The following is a 16,148-nucleotide window of genomic DNA, read 5'->3' as shown; positions in this document are numbered from 1 at the left end:
ATGAGCGTGCTCACCGAATTCCAGCGTCCCGAACTGCTGCAGATCATAGCGCTCACGCTCCGCGTGACCGGCGCGGCGCTGCTCGTTGCGACGCTCACCGGCGTCCCGATTGGTGCGCTGCTCGGCCTCGTCCGGTTCCGCGGGCAGCGGGTCGTGACGCTGGCGCTCTACACGGGTATGGGCTTGCCGCCCGTCGTCGTCGGCCTGTTCGTCTACATCGCGCTGTCCCGCAGCGGACCGTTCGGTGCGCTTGGATGGCTGTTCACGCCGGCGGCCATGATCGTGGCGCAGACGGTCATCGCGTTTCCGCTGGTGGCCGGACTCACGATGAGCGCCGTCGCCGGGGTGGACCGGGCCGTGCGCGTGCAGGTCACGGCCCTCGGCGCGTCGCGCAGCCAGACCGCGTGGACGGTCGTGCGCGAGGCTCGCGTGGGCGTGACGGCGGCGATCGTGGCGGCGTTCGGCGGGATCATCTCCGAGGTCGGGGCGGTGATGCTCGTCGGCGGAAACATCGACGGACAGACGCGCGTGCTGACGACCGCCATCGTGCTCTACACACGGCAGGGCGACTTCGCGATGGCGATGGCGCTCGGCATCACCCTGATTGCCGTGGCCTTCGCGGCCAATATCCTCCTTCTCCGGCTCCAGGGCCGGTTCCGCGACTCGTGATGTCCCCCAACATCGTCTATCGCCTCGATTCGATCCGCCACCGCTATGGTGACCGCGTGGTACTCGACATTGGCGAGTTCGAGATCCGCCGCGGGGAGACGCTGGCGATCATCGGCCCGAGCGGAGCGGGGAAGAGCACGTTGCTGCGTCTGCTCCAGTTCCTGGAATGCCCGACAGACGGCGCGCTGCGCTTCCATGGCGAGGCCGTGGCGCCGTCAGCGCCGCTCGAGCTGCGCCGGCGCGTGACCACGGTGTTCCAGCGTCCCATCGTGCTCGACCGTTCGGTTCGCGCGAACATCGCCTACGGCATCCGCCTGCGTGGACGGGACGATCACCAAGCGCGCGTGGCGCAGTTGCTCGACGCGCTCGGTCTCACGCCGCTCGCCGACGAACCGGCGCGCACCCTCTCTGGCGGGGAGGTCCAGCGCGTCGCGCTTGGCCGGGCGCTGGCCTTCAGCCCCGAGATCCTCCTCCTCGACGAGCCCACAGCGAATCTCGACCCGCGGAACGTCCGTCTCGTAGAGGACCTCGTCCGCGAACAGCAGGCAAGGGGCGTGACGATCGTCCTGGCCACGCACCAGATCTTCCAGGCGCGCCGGCTGACGACCCGCGCCGCACTTCTGCTCGACGGCCAGATCGTGGAATCCGGGCCCACAGCCGACTTGATCGACCATCCCGCCGATCCGCGCACGAAGGCGTTCCTGACGGGGGACATGATCTATTAGGGATTGAGGATTAGGGGTCAGGGATCAGAGGTCAGGGGCAGGAGCCAGGGGCGTACAACGAGCAGCGACAAGTGAGAAGGGGGCCCTCAGCACATAGCACTTTGCGCTTGGCACCTTACCGCCTGTGCACGTGCGGGTGCGAATGCTCGTGCGCGGCGCCGTGATGGTGTCGATGGGCATGAATCAGGTTCGTCCGGCCGAGCAGGTCTTCGTCCGCGAGCAGGGCGGCCGGCGAGCGGTCCGCCACCAGTCGGCCCCTGTCGAGCACGCAGCAGCGATCCGCAATGTCCTCGAGAATGCCGAGGTCGTGCGTCGCCGTGATGACGGTCTTCCCCGTGCCTGCCCAACCGACGAGCAGGTCGATGATCTGGCTCTGGCTCCGGGGGTCGAGCGCCGCCGTCGGCTCGTCCAGCAGCAGGACGTCAGGGTCCATCGCCAGCACGCTGGCGATGGCGACCCGCTTCTTCTCGCCTCCCGACAGACGCTGTGGAGTGCGGTTCTTGAGGTCGGCGATCCGCATCCGCTCCATCGCCTCGGCCACGCGGGTCCGCACCTCGCCCGGCGGCCAGCGCAGTTGCAGCGGACCGAACGCGACCTCGTCGAACACCGTTGGATTGAACAGCTGTGCGTCCGGGTTCTGAAAGACCAGGCCGACGCGCCTGCGGAACGCAAACGCGAGGTCGTCATCGCCGAAGCGCGCCTCTGTGAGCGGCTCACCACAGAAGCGGACCTCCCCCGTCTCCGGGAAATAGAGGCCGTCCAACAGCCGAAGCAGCGTGGACTTCCCGGATCCGTTCGACCCGACGAGGCCGACGCGGGTGCCTTCGACCACCGACATCGAGAGCGCGTCGAGCGCGACCTGCCGCTGATAGCGGTACGTCACATCCGCCACGTCGAACACGTTCATCGTCCCACCCAGATCGCAACGGCTGCGGTGACAACCAACGACCCGAGGGCCGTCCAGTCGAGGGCCGTCATCCGAAACTCGTCCAGCAGGTAGACCTCACCACGAAACCCGCGCGCCTGCATCGCCAGGAAGACTTCGCCGCTCAGGTGCAGCGCCTTCGACAGCAGGACGCCCACGCTGGCCGCAGCCAGACGGCGGCGGTCTGTGCCGGCCAGCGATCCCACCGTTCGACTGCGACGCGCCTCGAACATCTCGCTCGCCGATTCGAGCAGCAGCAGCACGTAGCGATACGTCATCCCGAGCACGACGACGACCACGACAGGCACGCGCAGCGCGCGGAGAGCCTTCAGGACGTGCGCCCACGGTGTCGTGAACACCAGCAGGAAGCCGAACGTGGCGGCGGCCTCGACTCGGAGGATCAGGTAGAGCGCGGTCGTCAGTCCCTGTGCGGTGACGGGCCACCCGAGGAGCGGCAGGCGCAGGGTGACGCGCCCCGGCGTCAGGAAGATGGCGGGCCCGGCGAGCGCCGCCGTGAAAACGAAGGTGCCGATCCAGACCGTCGAGAGCAGCAGCGCCGGGGTCAGCCGCGACAGCGCCGCGAGGATGGTCGCCAGCCCGAGCATGGCGGCCATCGTCGGCGCATTCCGGGCGAGGGCGACTGCGGCGATGAGCGAGAGGAGGCCGACGACCTTGACGCGAGGATCGAGGCGCTGCAGCAGGCCGCGTCGGGACACGGTGAGTTCGGCGGCCAGCGTGCGATCGATCGCGCCGTGCAGGACATCGAGCGTCCGCTCGAGATACCCGCGGGGGCGACGCTTCGTCAGGCGGCTCATGTTCCTGCCGTCTCGACCGCGTCGGGAGGCTTTCGCCCGCCGGCCATCCACGCGACAGCCGTGACCGCCAGGATGACGAGGCCGACGCCAAACATGGCCGAGAGCAGGTAGCCAATCGTCGCGCTGCGAAGGAAGCGCGGCGCGTAGTCGGGGAACGGTGCCGTCCAGACCGTCGACAGCCGGTCGAGCCCGCGCGGGGCTCGTGCGGGCGGCTGCCGATCGAGTGAGGCGGCGGCGATGGCCTGTCGCGACGCAGGATCTCCAAAAGCGGACGGCGCCCATTCACCCCAGGCGGAACCGGCCGCCAGTACGCCAAGCGGCGTCAGCACGAGGAGCACGCCCAGCGCAATCCACAACGGCCGTAGCGTGGCGCGTTCCGGCAACGGCGCGGAGTCGTCATCGCCAGCGGGGCCGGCCGTTCGTCGCAGCAGCCCGACGTCGGAGCGTTGCAGGTAGGCCACGACGCCGGCCGTGAGCACCATTTCCGCGAGACCTGCCACCGTCATGTGGCCGATCATCATCGCAGGAACGGCGATGCTGAGCGGGTACGGGCAGTAGAGGGGAGCGCCACTGGCGTCCTGGTAGAGCATCGGCTGAATGCCGAACTCAACCGCCGTGAAAAAGGCGGCTGCATTCACTGCCGCGTACCCGGCCAGTCCCGCGGCGACGAACCTGCGCCGCGAGGTCAGCGCCGAACGGCCGGCGATCAGCCGGTAGACGCCGAACGCCACGAGCGATCCAACGACGCCCATGTTCAGGGAGTTCGCGCCGAGCGCCGTGATGCCGCCGTCGCCAAAGAAGAAGGCCTGGATGGCCAGCGCGATCGACACCGCGAGGATCGAGCCGGACGGGCCGAGCACGATGGCGGCAAGCGCCACACCGACCGCGTGGCCGGTCGATCCCCCGGGCAGCGGGATGTTGAACATCATCACGACGAACGAGAACGCGGCGAAGAGCGAGAGGAGCGGTACGAGGCGTGTGTGGAGCGCGGACCTGATGCGGCGGAGCGCTACGTACCAGAACGGTGCGGCGCCGGCGTAGAGCGCGGCGCACGTGGCCGGGCTGAGATAGCCATCCGGAATATGCACGCATCGTAGCGTAGCACGAAGTGAAGAGAGGTGCTACGTGTCGAGAATGGCGAACACACGGCGAATCTGCCGGCCAAAAAAAAGGCCGCCGGTTCCCATCGGCGGCCCAAACTGTGGAGGAGGGTTGAAGCGTTTCTTGGCTCTTATTCCCTTAGACGCCGCCTTCCGCCATCTGGCTTGCCCCTCTCGCAAAATAGTCACGCGCGCGGCGGCGCAGCCAGGATCTCCCTGTAGAAGGCCTCATAGTGAGGAACGATTCGGTCCGAGCAGTACCGATCGCGGACGACCTTCCGGCCGGCCAGGCCGATTCGGTCGTGCACCTTCCGATCTGTCAGCAATACGACGGCACAGGACGCCATCCCGTCGAGGTCATCCGGATCCCGCAGGTAGCCGCTCACGCCGTCCTCGATGACCTCCGGCAGACCGCCCACGCGTGACGCGATGACCGGCACGTCGCACGCCATCGCCTCGAGCGCGGCGAGGCCGAAACTCTCGGTGGCGGACGGCAGCAGGAACAGATCCGCGGCAGACAGATAGCCGCGCACGTCGCCCTGCTCTCCAACTGCCCGCACATCCTGCGCGACGCCGAGTTCCCGTGCGAGCGCGAGGCCGTGCGGCAGGTCGGGACCGTCGCCGACGAGCACGAGCGTGGCCGGTACCGACCGGCGGATCCGCGCGAAGACCTCGACTACGGCAGCGATGCGCTTGACCGGCCTGAAGTTCGACACGTGCATGATGATGGCGTGGTCGGGAGCGCCGATTCGTTTGCGAACGTCCGGATCATCGACCCTGCGGTGGATCGAGCAGTCGAGGAAGTTCGGGATGACGCGGATGTCGGTCTTCACCGGCAGGCCGCGATACGTGTCGGCCTTCAGACTCTCCGACACGGCGGTGACGCCATCCGATCGGTCGATGCAGAAACCGATCGTCTCCGCATACGAGGGATCGCTGCCGACGAGCGTGATATCGGTGCCGTGGAGCGTGGTGACGACGCGCGGCGCGTGTCCGTCGCCCGTTCCCGCGAGCACCTGGCGCGCGAGAAACGCGGCGGCCGCGTGCGGAATCGCGTAGTGTGCGTGGATGATGTCGAGGTCGACGGCGCGCGACAGTTCCACGATCTTCGTCGAGAGCGAGAGCACGTACTGCGGCTCGCGGAACAGCGGATAGGACGGCGTCACGACGCGGTGGAAGATGACACCCGGCTGGTCGTCGCCGAGACGGAACGGCTGCTCGCGGCTCACCACGTGGATCTCGTGGCCGCGCTTCGCGAGGCACTTCGCCAGTTCGGTGGCGACGATGCCGCTGCCGCCCACTGACGCGTAACAGATCATCGCAATCTTCACGGTCGCTCCAGTGCCCAGTTCTTGAACAGGTGCGGGCGCAGGACCGGTTCTTTCACGACCAGGCCCTCAGCGAAGGCGACGCCCGCCAGCGCCCCGAACTGGGCGTCGCGGCTCTCGATCAACTGCGAGAACGTGGGCGTGTTCAGCCGCGTGGCGACGGCCCCGTCCGCGTCGGGCCGGAACTGGCTGCGGTAGCACGCGAGCGCCGTGCGCTTCGACCCGTACTGAGCCGAGACGTCGATCGCAAACGAGATCGGGCCGCTGTCGTTGATGAAGTAGTAACAGACCCAGTCGGGTGCCCAGGGATCGCCCTCGGCCGGGTAGCGGCGCAGGCGCGCGTTGAAGATCGCCTCGGTCAGCACGCGGCTCGCGGCGCCGTGATCCGGATGACGGTCCTGCCAGAACGGGATGGCAATCGCTCGCGGACGCCACCGCCGAACGAGGGCGACGATGTCGCCCACCTGGTCCGCTGTGCCTGTGATCCCGCGGTCGGGCCACCCGAGGTTGACTCGCCAGTCGGCGCCGAGGACCGCGCGAGCCGCTTCGGCTTCGGCCAGACGTTCTTCCGGCGTACCGTTGCTGCCCATCTCGCCGCGGGTCAGATCACACAGTCCCACGTGCCAGCCCGCAGCCGTGTGGCGCGCGATGGTTCCGCCGAGGCCGATCTCGAGGTCGTCGGCGTGCGGCCCGAACACGAGCAGATCGAGTGCGATGGTCGTCATCCTGCGGCTCGACCAGTATCGCACACGGGCGCAGATCGGATGTCGCAACTTCTGCGGGGCGGAGCAGGGGCACGGGCGGGACGCCCGTGCCCCTCATCGGACGCGGTGTCCCTCATCGGACGCGGTGCCCCTCGGGCTTTCCTCCCGCTTGTGGCAGAATGCTGCTGCGCCCCCCTTCGAGTTCAGCTCGAACAACCAGTCGTCGAGGAGGTTGACCATGCGTGGCCGGCACGTGGTTGGAGCGGTCGTCGTTCTCTGTTTCGTCGTTGGATGGGCCGCGTTCGCGGCCGCGCAGGGCACGCTGGCTGAGTATCGTCGCGCAGGCGAGCTGCGCGAGAAATACCAGAGCCAGGCGCTCGACGTTCCCGAGCCAGCGACCTGGGTTGGCAAGACGAACCGGTTCTGGTACCGCCGAACGGTGAAGGGCGGCCACCAGTTCGTGCTGGTGGACGCCGACACGCAGCAGAGACGGCCCGCCTTCGACCACGAGAAACTGGCCGCGTCGTTGTCGGCGGCCGCCACCCGCAAGTACTCCGCGGTGACCCTGCCGTTCTCGACCTTCACCTTCGCGGACGACGAGAAGAGCCTCGAGGCGCGCGTGGAGGGCACTGCGTGGAAGTGCAGCCTGGAGGACTACTCCTGCAAGGGGGCCGACGCCGTCGGCCAGTTCGAACGACGGCAGCCGCTGCCGCCATGCGGCGCGCCTCAGGCGGACGACAAGCCGAAGGTCTCTCCCGACAAGAAGTGGGAGGCCATCGTGCGCAACTTCAACGTTGCGATTCGGCCGGTCGGCGCGCGGGCCGACGTCAAACTGCTCAGCAGCGACGGGGCCGAGGGCAACTGCTACACGCTCGATTCAATCGTCTGGTCGCCCGACTCGACGCGCCTGGCCGCGTATCGTGTCACGCCCGGGTTCCGGCGGATGGTGCACTACGTCGAGTCGTCGCCGGAGGATCAGTCGCAGCCGAAATCGTCGTCGCGATTCTATGCGAAGCCGGGTGACGTGCTCGACCTCGACCATCCGGTGCTCTTCGACATCGCCGCCAACAAGCAGATCGATGTGGATCGCTCCCTCTTCCCGAATCCATACGACCTGACCCGCGCCGAGTGGCGGAAGGACGGGTCGGCCGTCACGTTCGAGTACAACCAGCGCGGGCATCAGGTCTACCGCGTCATCGAGGTCAACGCCACGAGCGGCAGGGCGCGGGCGGTCGTGAGCGAGGAGTGCCAGACGTTCTTCACCTACTCGAGCAAGAAGTACCGCTTCGACGTGGCCGATGGTCGCGAAGTGGTCTGGATGTCCGAGCGCGACGGCTGGAACCATCTCTACCTGTACGATGGCGCGACCGGCCGCGTGAAACACCAGATCACGAAGGGGCCATGGGTGGTGCGCGGTGTGTCGAAGGTGGAGGAGGAGAAGCGGCAGATCTGGTTCAGTGCGAGCGGCATGTATCCGGGCCAGGATCCCTATTTCGTCAACTACTACCGGATCAACTTCGACGGGACGGGACTCGTGCGCCTCACCGGATCGGAGGCGAACCACGTCGTGGCCTTCTCGTCGGACATGAAGTACTTCGCGGACACGTTCTCGCGCGTGGACCTGCCGCCGGCGTCGGAGTTGAGGCGCGCGGCCGATGCCTCGCTCGTCGCGGTGCTCGACCGCGGGGACATCACCGGTCTCGAGAAGGCAGGCTGGAAGCCCCCGGAGGTCTTCACGGCCACGGGCCGCGACGGCAAGACGGACATCTGGGGCGTCATCTACCGTCCAACGACATTCGACCCGGCCCGCAAGTACCCGGTCATCGAGAATATCTACGCCGGTCCTCACAGTTCGTTCGTGCCGAAGTCGTTTGCCGCCTTCAGCGCGATGCAGGCCCTGGCCGAACTGGGTTTCATCGTGGTGCAGATCGACGGGATGGGAACGTCCAATCGATCGAAGGCGTTCCACGATGTCGCCTGGAAGAACCTGAAGGACGCCGGGTTCGAGGACCGCATCCTCTGGCACAAGGCGGTCGCCGCGAAGTACCCGTCCTATGACATCTCGCGCGTGGGGATCTACGGCACGTCGGCGGGAGGGCAGAGCGCGCTCGGGGGACTGCTGTTCCATCCCGAGTTCTACAAGGCGGCGTTCTCGGCCGCCGGGTGCCACGACAACCGGATGGACAAAATCTGGTGGAACGAGCAGTGGATGGGCTGGCCGGTCGGTCCCGAGTACGCGGCGTCATCCAATGTCGACCACGCGTCTCGCCTGCAGGGCGCGTTGATGCTCGTGGTCGGCGAGATGGACACGAACGTGGACCCCTCATCCACGATGCAGGTGGTCAACCAGCTCATCAAGCACAACAAGGATTTCGACCTGCTCGTGATCCCGGGCGCCGGCCACACGTCGGGCGGCCCGTACGGCGATCACAAGCGAAACGATTTCTTCGTAACGCACCTGCTCGGTGTCACGCCGCCCAGATGGAGCGAGTTCCCGGCCGCAAAGTAGGAGGTGCCCGAGGACTCCAAGAACACCACGAGATCCAACCGCGGCCGCGACGGACGGCCACGGAGCCACAAACGCGCAGAGACTGAAGCCTGGGTGTCCTCGGTGGCTTGGTGGTGGGTGTCGCGGCCCTACAGGTCGGTGCCCGAGTAGCTCAGGTTGAGCGACTTGTTGCAGAGCGGGAAGTCGGGGACGATGTTGCCTGGCCCCATCTCGCCGAACAGCGGCCAGTTGCAGAACGACGGGTCGCGGATCACGGCCCGGTCGATGACGCCGTCGCGCAGCCGGATCCAGTCGAGGATCTGACCGCGCCAGCCTTCCGCCCAGCCGAGCGCCTCGCCGTGGGACGCGACGCAGGCTTCGATGCGCGGTCCGAGTGCGCCGCCGCGGCAACGCCCCAGCGCCGCGCGAACGAGTTCGACCGAGTCCTCCATCTCGCTGACGCGCACCATCACACGCGCGAACACGTCGCCCTCGGTGCGCGTCCTTACGGTCGGCGAACACAGGTCGTATCCGGCGTGCGGATGATCGCGGCGCGCATCGCGATCGAGGCCGGAGGCGCGAGCCGCAAGCCCCTTGGCGCCGTAGGCCCAGGCTGCGTCCCGGGTCAGCACCCCCGTGGTCTCGAGGCGGTCGCGGAGCGTGTCGGAGTCGAGACCGAGCCGGATCAGTGATGACGCGTCGCTCCAGGCCGCCCCAAGCGTCTCGCGGACGTCGTCCATCTCGGCGTCCGAGAAGTCTCGTGCGACACCACCTGGCACGATGAGGCCACGGAAGAACCGGTTGCCGAGCAGGCGCGCCGACAGCCGCTGGAGGCGCTCCTTGATCCGGAACCCGTTGGCCGCCATCACGGTGTACCCGGTGCCCATGCCGCAGATGTTGGACACGTCGTGCAAGTGCATCGTGAACCGTTCGACTTCGACGAGTGCGAGGCGGATCAGGCGGGCGCGTTCGGCCACCGCGCAGCCGGCGACCGATTCGATGGCCTGGCAGAAGGCGAGCGCATGCGAGGCCGCCGAATCGCCAGACACGCGCTCGACGAACGGCATGGCCTCAGGGGGTGTCTTCCCTTCGAGCAGCTTCTCGACACCCTTGTGGGTGAAGAACAGCTTGCCCTCGAGCGTGATGATCCGTTCGCCCGCGACATTGAACCTGAAGTGCCCGGGCTCGATGATGCCGGCGTGGATCGGTCCCACGGGAATCTGGAAGATGCCCTCGCCAGCCACCCGCCCCAACGGGTAGGGCTCGTCGGCGTGAGGCAACGGCGTGTCCCAACCGAAGTCCTTGCGCAGCGGATGCGTCCCCGCCGGGATGTTCTCGTGGTGAACGAGCCGGCGTGGATCCGGATGTCCCTGCGCGACGATGCCGAACATGTCCTGCGCGTAGCGCTCGTACCAGTGGGCCGCCATGACGGTCGGTGTCAGCGAATCGTAGACAGGATCGGTTTCCGGCAGAGTGGTGACGACCTCAATCCACTCATGGCTGGCATCGACCGCGAGCACGGCATGGAGTCCAAACGTGCCATTCGCCGCGCGGTTGTCCGTCGCGAACAGCAGATCGAGCGGCAGGCCCGACTGTTGGTGAAGCGCCTCGACGACGGTTTGGAACACGGAGTGGTGGACGTAGGCGACGACCCGTCCCTCGCTCGACGCATAGAGGTCGTCGCGGACGATCACGCCGGGAGTGTTCAACAGGGCCTGCTGGGCGTTCATGGCTTCACCGTGAAGACACGGGCGATGCTGGCTGCCAGTTCGAAGCCGGGTCTCGTGAGGAAGAACACCCCGCCGCCGAACAGCAGCGCCAGTTCCACGGCGAGGACGGCGTGCGTCACCGTGAACCGCTCAGGTGGCGGTGCCTCCTCCGGCCGCGCGTGCGCGTCGCCGCCGAACAGCATGGAGAAGATGTGGTGCAGGACGCCGACCGCGACAATCGCCAGCGCGACGATGATCGCGACCGCCGAGGCGGGGCTGCGCCGTGCGGCGGCCACGAGGAACGTGAGTTCGCTCGCGAAGATGATTGACGTCGGTGCGCCGATCAGCCCGAGGAACCCGAGCAGAAAGGCCAGCGAGGTGCGGGGCGCCTGGCGCCACAGCCCGCGGATGTTGGCGATCTTCGTCGTGTGCGTGCGCAGCAGGATTTCACCCGCCGAGAAGAAGAGCGCGCTCTTCGCGAGCGTGTGCCCGATCATGTGCATCACCGCGCCGGCCGACCCGAGCGGGCCCATGCCCAGCCCGAAGGAGATCAGGCCCATGTGCTCGACGCTGTGGTACGCCAGCATCCGCTTGTAGTTCTGCTGGTGCAGCAGGACGAAGGCGGCGAAGAGCACCGACAGCAGACCGAACGCCCAGAAGAACCGCGACGTCCACTCGCCCTGTCCGAGCGCGAGGTCGGTGACGGCCTTGGCCCGCAGCAAGGCGTACAGCGCGACGTTCAACAGGACCCCGGAGAGCGACGCGGAGATCGGCGACGGCGTGCGGCTGTGGGCATCGGGGAGCCACGGATGCATCGGCACGAAGCCGACCTTCGTGCCGATGCCGACGAAGAGGAAGACGAAGGCCCAGCGCACCACCTGGGGGTCCAGCGCCGCCGCCCGGCCTCGAAGCGCGCCGAGTGAGAAGGCCTGATCGACGGGCAGTCCCGCCCCGACGCCGGCGTACGCGAGCAGGACCAGACCGAGCAGGCTCACGCTGATCCCGAGCGAGCAGAGCAGCAGGTACTTCCACGCGGCCTCGATCGCGCCATCCTTCCGGTAGAGCGCCACGAGCGGCGTCGTCGCGAGCGTCGTCGCTTCGAGGCCGAGCCACAGCACTCCCAGGTGGTCGGTCGTGACCGTCACGAGCATCGCGAGCACGAAGACCGGAAGCAGCGCGTAGTAGAGGCGTACCTTGCGCACCGAGAGGATGCCCGATGCCTCCTCGATTCCGATGTACCGAACGCTGCTGAGCGCGGCGCCGAGCCAGACGATCTGGATCAGCACCACCATCAGCGCGCTGAAACGATCGAGCATCCCATACCCGCCGAACCACAGCTCGCCGCTGAGGAATACGAGACCGGCCAGCGCTCCGGCGCCAAGCGTCGCGACGACCGCGGCGATGACCGCGCCACGCGACGCAGAGCGGCCGTCCCGTGCGAGGAGGGCCTGGACGGCGGCAACGAGCGGAACGAGCAATACACCGAAGAGCAGCATGATCAGTCGATCAGATTTCGGAGAGTCGCGGTGTCGTGCGACTGGTAGAGGCTGTGCACCTGCTGGCTGAGCACGGCCATCAGCAGCACGCCGCTGCCGATGACGGCGAAGATCCCCATCTCCATCAGGAACGGCACGCCGCCGAGGGCGACCACCGTGAATGCGGCAATGCCGTTCTCCACGGTGAGAAAGCCGACGATCTGCGAATAGAGATCGCGCCGCACGATCAGCATCAGGAAACCGATGAGAATCAGGGCGAGCGCGACGAAGAGGAGACCCCACAGCGGCACGACGATGCCGCCTCCCGGCCCCCCGCCGACGTCGATCGGCAGCCGGCGCGACATCACGTACGCGACGACGACGGCGGCCACCGACAGCGCGTACGACACGACCGGACGCGTAATCGGCCGAAGCCGCATCGATTCGCCGCATCGGCGCGCCGTGGCCAGAATCGCCAGCGGGATGATCACCACCTTCACGATCAACGTGGCAGCGGCGCCGGCCCACTCCGCCGGATGCGCCGTCCGCACCGCGTGCGAGGCGATGACGCCGGCCAGGCAGGCAGACGACAGGGTGTAGTGGCGCAGGAACGTCGGCAGCCGCTTGCGGCCCATCGAGAAGAATGCGGCGAGCAGCATGCCGCCCGCGAGCACGCCCTCGACCGACAAGAGGTCGGGCGGCGCCGGAGCGAACGCAAACAGATCGATGTTCACAGCAACCCCGCGAACAGACCGAGTCCGAGGCTGGTCAGCCCGAGGAACAGGCAGCCGAAGAAGTACTCGGGCAGCCCGTAGAACCGGAGTTTCGCCATGCTCGACTCCAGGAAGGCGAGCACGATCATGCCGGCCGCCAGTTTGGCCGCCGCCGCGAACGGAGCGATCGCCAACCCGACCGCCGAGCTCGAGACGGTCATCAGGCCGGCAGGAACGAGGATGTTGGCGAGGAGCAGCGCGAAGATGGTCAGCTTCAACATGCTCGCCAACTCCATCATCGCCAGGTACGGGCCCGAATACTCCAGCACCATCGCCTCGTGCACCATCGTCAGCTCGAGGTGCGTCGCCGGGTTGTCGACCGGGTAGCGGGCGTTCTCGCCGAGCGCGACGAGGCCCAGCGCGCCGACGGCCGGCAGCAGCCACGGGTGCGACACCAGGCCGCGCCCACCCGCCACCAGCATGCCGTCCACCGTGACCGACCCGGAGGCCACGGCGAACGCCGCGAGGCTGGTGAGCACCGCCGGCTCGAGGAAGGCGGAGATCGTCATCTCCCGGCTCGCGCCCATGCCGCCGAACGCGCCGGCCGAGTCGAGACCTCCGAAGACGAGGAACACGGCCCCGAGCATCCAGAGGCTGCCGACCACGACGAAGTGGGACAGCGGCGCCGCCGCGCCGCCTCGTGTGACGAGCGGGAGTACGGCCGCCGACACGAGCGACGTCGCCAGCACAACGAACGGCGCACCGCGGAAGACCCAGGAGGTGCTCGACGAGAGCACGACTTCCTTCCGCATCAGCGTCAGGATGGTCCAGTAGGGAAGGAGGACGGGCGCACCGCGCCGGCCCTGGAGGAGCGCCTTCACCTTGCGAACGACCCCGGCGGCGAGCGGCGCGAACAGCACGACCACCACGATCTGGACGAGCGTCAGCGCGATCGTCATAGCGCCACCCACAACGTCAGCAGCAGCGTGGCCAGAATCAGCGCGATGTAGAACTGGATGACGCCGTTCTGCAACTGCTTCAGCCAGGCGCCAACGCCCTCGATGAGCCGTGCGATCGGAAAGTAGAGCCGCTCGAGGACGCCAGCGGCCTTGCGGAACTCCATCTGGCCGTCGCGGATCCAGGGATTCGCCGCCGCGACGGGCGTGAAGACGAGATGTTTCTCAGCCCTGACGATGTCGCGGAGGAAGAAGCGGACCGGTGCGGAGAACCCAGTGGCCGTGTATTCCATGCTCGCGTCGATCGGCTGTCCGCAATCCCACGTGTGGTAGCGCCTGACCCGGGACGGTCCCCCGAGGGCGCGCCGAATCAGCCATGCGCCGCACAACCCCACCGCGAGCGCCGCGCCCAGCGCCACGGGCAGCGAGAGGTCGATCGGCACGGCTGCGATCGGGGCCGGAGGGACGGCGGGGCCAACGACCGCGACGACGACTGGCAGGAGCGGCCGCGCAAGGGGCGCCAGCACGCCGAGCGCGAGCACGGCGACCGACAGGGCGATGACCGGGCCCCGTAGCGCAACCGCCGGTTCGTGCGCCGCCCGTGCGGCGGCCGACCGGGGTTCCGCCAGGAAGATGAACGCGAAGAGACGGACCATCGCGAACACGGCGAGGCCAGCGACGAACGCGACGCCAACCAGGACCGTCAGGCCGAGGACCGCGACGAGGGTGTTCTTCACCGACAGCGACACGACCGCCGACTGCAGCAGCAGCCACTCGGCCACGAACGCACCGAACGGCGGCAGCGCGGCGGCAGCAAGCGACAGCGCGAGCATCGCGGCGGACAACCACGGCATCCGGTTGGCGAGTCCCCCGAGTGCCTCGATCTTCGCGGTGTGGGTCGCATGGATGATCGCGCCCGCGCCGAGGAACAGCCCCGACTTGAACAGCGCGTGGGCGGCGATGTGCAGGAACATTGCGGCCTGCACCGCGTCGGCCAGGCCGATGTGGCCGGTGCGCCGCAGCACGAGTTGGAAACCGAACATCGTGAAGATGAGGCCGATGTTCTCGACGCTGCTCCACGCGAGGACCCGTTTGATCTCCCGTGCGAGGTTGGCATAGATGACGGCGACTCCCGCCCCGCCGAGGCCCAGGACCAGCAGGCCGATGCCCCAGCCCGACGGCAGTTCGGGCCAGCAGACGGACGTGAACCGCAGCAGCCCGTAGATGGCGACCTTCAGCATCACGCCCGACATCAGCGCCGAAATGTGGCTCGGCGCACGGGGGTGCGCCTCGGGCAGCCAGGCATGGAAGGGCGCCAGCCCCGCCTTCGACGTGAACGCGAACATCACCAGTGCCAGCGCGAGCAGGCTGGTGCCAGCCGTCATCGTCGAGACGTTCGACGGCAGGGAGCCGAAGGTGGCGGCGAGGTCGCCGCCAGACAGGAGTCCGGCGCCGACGATCAAGGCGCCCGCCCCGAACTGCGCGACAGCCAGGTAGAGGAGCGCAGCATGGCGCGACTCTTCTTCGCCGTCGGCCATGACGAGGAAGAACGACGAGAGCGACATCGCTTCCCAGAACAGCAGGAAGCTGGCTACGCCGCTCGACAGCAGGACGCCCTGCATGCCGAGGCCGAACACGGCTGTCAACGGGACGACGGCGCGCGGCGGGTACTTGGCCGCTTCATCCTCGCCGTACGTCGACGCGAACCACGCCGTCATCGCCGACACGAGGTGCAGCAACAGCAGGAAGAACGCCGAGAGGCGATCGACGACCAGCGGCGCGCCGAACAGCAGTGGGGATTGGCCGATCGCGAGGGGATGCAGGTTCCAGATCAGAAAGAGGATCGACGCTGCGCCACCTGCCACCGAGCCTGCAGCCATCAACGCGTGCGCCGCACGGCGTGCGCGAGGTCCGCGGGCCGCCAGGCCAATCGCCGCAGCAGCCAGCGAGGCCGCCAGGGCGCCGAGGAGCCCGATGCGAACGCCCCACTCGATCAACATCGGACGCTCCGCAGGCCGGCGGCGAGACCTCGAATGATCTCGGGGGGCGACGGCGGATCGCCCGGGATCCTGATGTGAACGGGTATCACGCGATCCACGGGGCCGACGACCGCGTACGACCCGGCCCAGATCCCGCCCGTGCACGCGCCGTCCCCGAGCGCGACGACGATGCAGGGGTGTGGGGCCGCGTCGTACGTCAGGCGAAGTGCGCGCTCCAGGTTGCGGACCACCGGGCCTGTCACCACGAGGATATCGGCGTGCCGCGGCGACGCGACGAACGACAGTCCGAACCGCTCGATGTCGTAGTAGGCGTTTCCGAGCGCGGTGAGTTCGAGTTCCTCGGCATTGGTCGACCCGGCGTCGACGGCACGGATGTGGAGCGAGCGGCCACCGTACAGATCGCGCAGGATGGTCCGCAGTTCCTCGCCGGCAATCGCGAACTCGTCACTGGCGGCAGACGGTGGCGCGAGGAGATCGCTCACCGCTTCAGTCACGCGGGGACCGGCAACGAGCGTCGAGAACAGTCGGACGAAGGACATGG

Annotated in this window: 14 protein-coding genes; 3 read left to right on the top strand and 11 right to left on the bottom strand. The window is 67.9% G+C overall.

Going from position 1 to position 16,148, the window contains the following annotated elements; all coding sequences use genetic code 11:
- Entirely contained in the window at nt 1-669 is a 669-nt protein-coding gene (locus VGK32_21765) for an ABC transporter permease (GenBank protein ID HEY3384395.1), read from the top strand.
- A complete protein-coding gene (locus VGK32_21760; protein HEY3384394.1) occupies nt 669-1,394 on the top strand; it encodes a phosphate ABC transporter ATP-binding protein in 726 nt (241 codons plus the stop codon). Before VGK32_21765 ends, VGK32_21760 begins: the two co-directional genes overlap by 1 nt.
- Nucleotides 1,395-1,509: 115 nt before the next feature.
- Here VGK32_21760 and VGK32_21755 read toward each other — a convergent pair whose 3' ends face one another.
- The 5 genes from VGK32_21755 to bshB1 form a co-directional block, all read right to left on the bottom strand.
- Entirely contained in the window at nt 1,510-2,301 is a 792-nt protein-coding gene (locus VGK32_21755; GenBank protein HEY3384393.1) for an ABC transporter ATP-binding protein, read from the bottom strand.
- Nucleotides 2,298-3,134 carry a cobalt ECF transporter T component CbiQ gene (cbiQ, locus tag VGK32_21750; GenBank protein ID HEY3384392.1) on the bottom strand — a complete coding sequence of 279 codons (837 nt, stop codon included), beginning with the start codon at nt 3,132-3,134 and terminating at the stop codon, nt 2,298-2,300. Before cbiQ ends, VGK32_21755 begins: the two co-directional genes overlap by 4 nt.
- Nucleotides 3,131-4,222, bottom strand: a complete 1,092-nt coding sequence (gene cbiM / locus VGK32_21745; GenBank protein ID HEY3384391.1) for a cobalt transporter CbiM — start codon at nt 4,220-4,222, stop codon at nt 3,131-3,133. Before cbiM ends, cbiQ begins: the two co-directional genes overlap by 4 nt.
- Before the next feature lie 197 nt (nt 4,223-4,419).
- The gene (gene bshA / locus VGK32_21740) at nt 4,420-5,565 is read right to left on the bottom strand and encodes an N-acetyl-alpha-D-glucosaminyl L-malate synthase BshA (protein HEY3384390.1); all 1,146 of its coding nucleotides are present in this window, start codon (nt 5,563-5,565) and stop codon (nt 4,420-4,422) included.
- Nucleotides 5,562-6,287, bottom strand: coding sequence for a bacillithiol biosynthesis deacetylase BshB1 (bshB1, locus tag VGK32_21735; protein HEY3384389.1), 726 nt, complete (start codon nt 6,285-6,287; stop codon nt 5,562-5,564). Before bshB1 ends, bshA begins: the two co-directional genes overlap by 4 nt.
- Nucleotides 6,288-6,504: 217 nt before the next feature.
- On the opposite strand from bshB1, the gene VGK32_21730 reads away from it, so the two are divergent.
- The gene (locus tag VGK32_21730; GenBank protein ID HEY3384388.1) at nt 6,505-8,775 is read left to right on the top strand and encodes a prolyl oligopeptidase family serine peptidase; all 2,271 of its coding nucleotides are present in this window, start codon (nt 6,505-6,507) and stop codon (nt 8,773-8,775) included.
- 128 nt (nt 8,776-8,903) lie between these two features.
- Here VGK32_21730 and VGK32_21725 read toward each other — a convergent pair whose 3' ends face one another.
- From VGK32_21725 to VGK32_21700, 6 genes are read right to left on the bottom strand one after another with little or no spacing between them, the layout of a single operon-like run.
- Complete coding sequence (locus tag VGK32_21725; protein ID HEY3384387.1) at nt 8,904-10,484, bottom strand: NADH-quinone oxidoreductase subunit C; 1,581 nt, start codon at nt 10,482-10,484, stop codon at nt 8,904-8,906.
- Nucleotides 10,481-11,959, bottom strand: a complete 1,479-nt coding sequence (locus VGK32_21720) for a proton-conducting transporter membrane subunit (GenBank protein HEY3384386.1) — start codon at nt 11,957-11,959, stop codon at nt 10,481-10,483. The genes VGK32_21725 and VGK32_21720 overlap by 4 nt, the downstream gene beginning before the upstream one ends.
- A gap of 2 nt (nt 11,960-11,961) precedes the next feature.
- A complete protein-coding gene (locus VGK32_21715; GenBank protein ID HEY3384385.1) occupies nt 11,962-12,672 on the bottom strand; it encodes a hypothetical protein in 711 nt (236 codons plus the stop codon).
- Nucleotides 12,669-13,610 (bottom strand): NADH-quinone oxidoreductase subunit H, encoded by a 942-nt coding sequence (locus tag VGK32_21710; protein ID HEY3384384.1) that lies wholly within the window; start codon nt 13,608-13,610, stop codon nt 12,669-12,671. The genes VGK32_21715 and VGK32_21710 overlap by 4 nt, the downstream gene beginning before the upstream one ends.
- On the bottom strand, nt 13,607-15,607 hold the full coding sequence (locus VGK32_21705; protein HEY3384383.1) for a proton-conducting transporter membrane subunit: 2,001 nt from the start codon (nt 15,605-15,607) through the stop codon (nt 13,607-13,609). Before VGK32_21705 ends, VGK32_21710 begins: the two co-directional genes overlap by 4 nt.
- Nucleotides 15,601-16,146 (bottom strand): hypothetical protein, encoded by a 546-nt coding sequence (locus VGK32_21700; protein ID HEY3384382.1) that lies wholly within the window; start codon nt 16,144-16,146, stop codon nt 15,601-15,603. The genes VGK32_21705 and VGK32_21700 overlap by 7 nt, the downstream gene beginning before the upstream one ends.
- Between the last annotated feature and the right edge of the window lie 2 nt (nt 16,147-16,148).

It is taken from the genome of Vicinamibacterales bacterium (assembly GCA_036504215.1).
Classification (GTDB): domain Bacteria; phylum Acidobacteriota; class Vicinamibacteria; order Vicinamibacterales; family Fen-181; genus FEN-299.
This window is presented reverse-complemented; position numbering and strand designations above follow the sequence as displayed.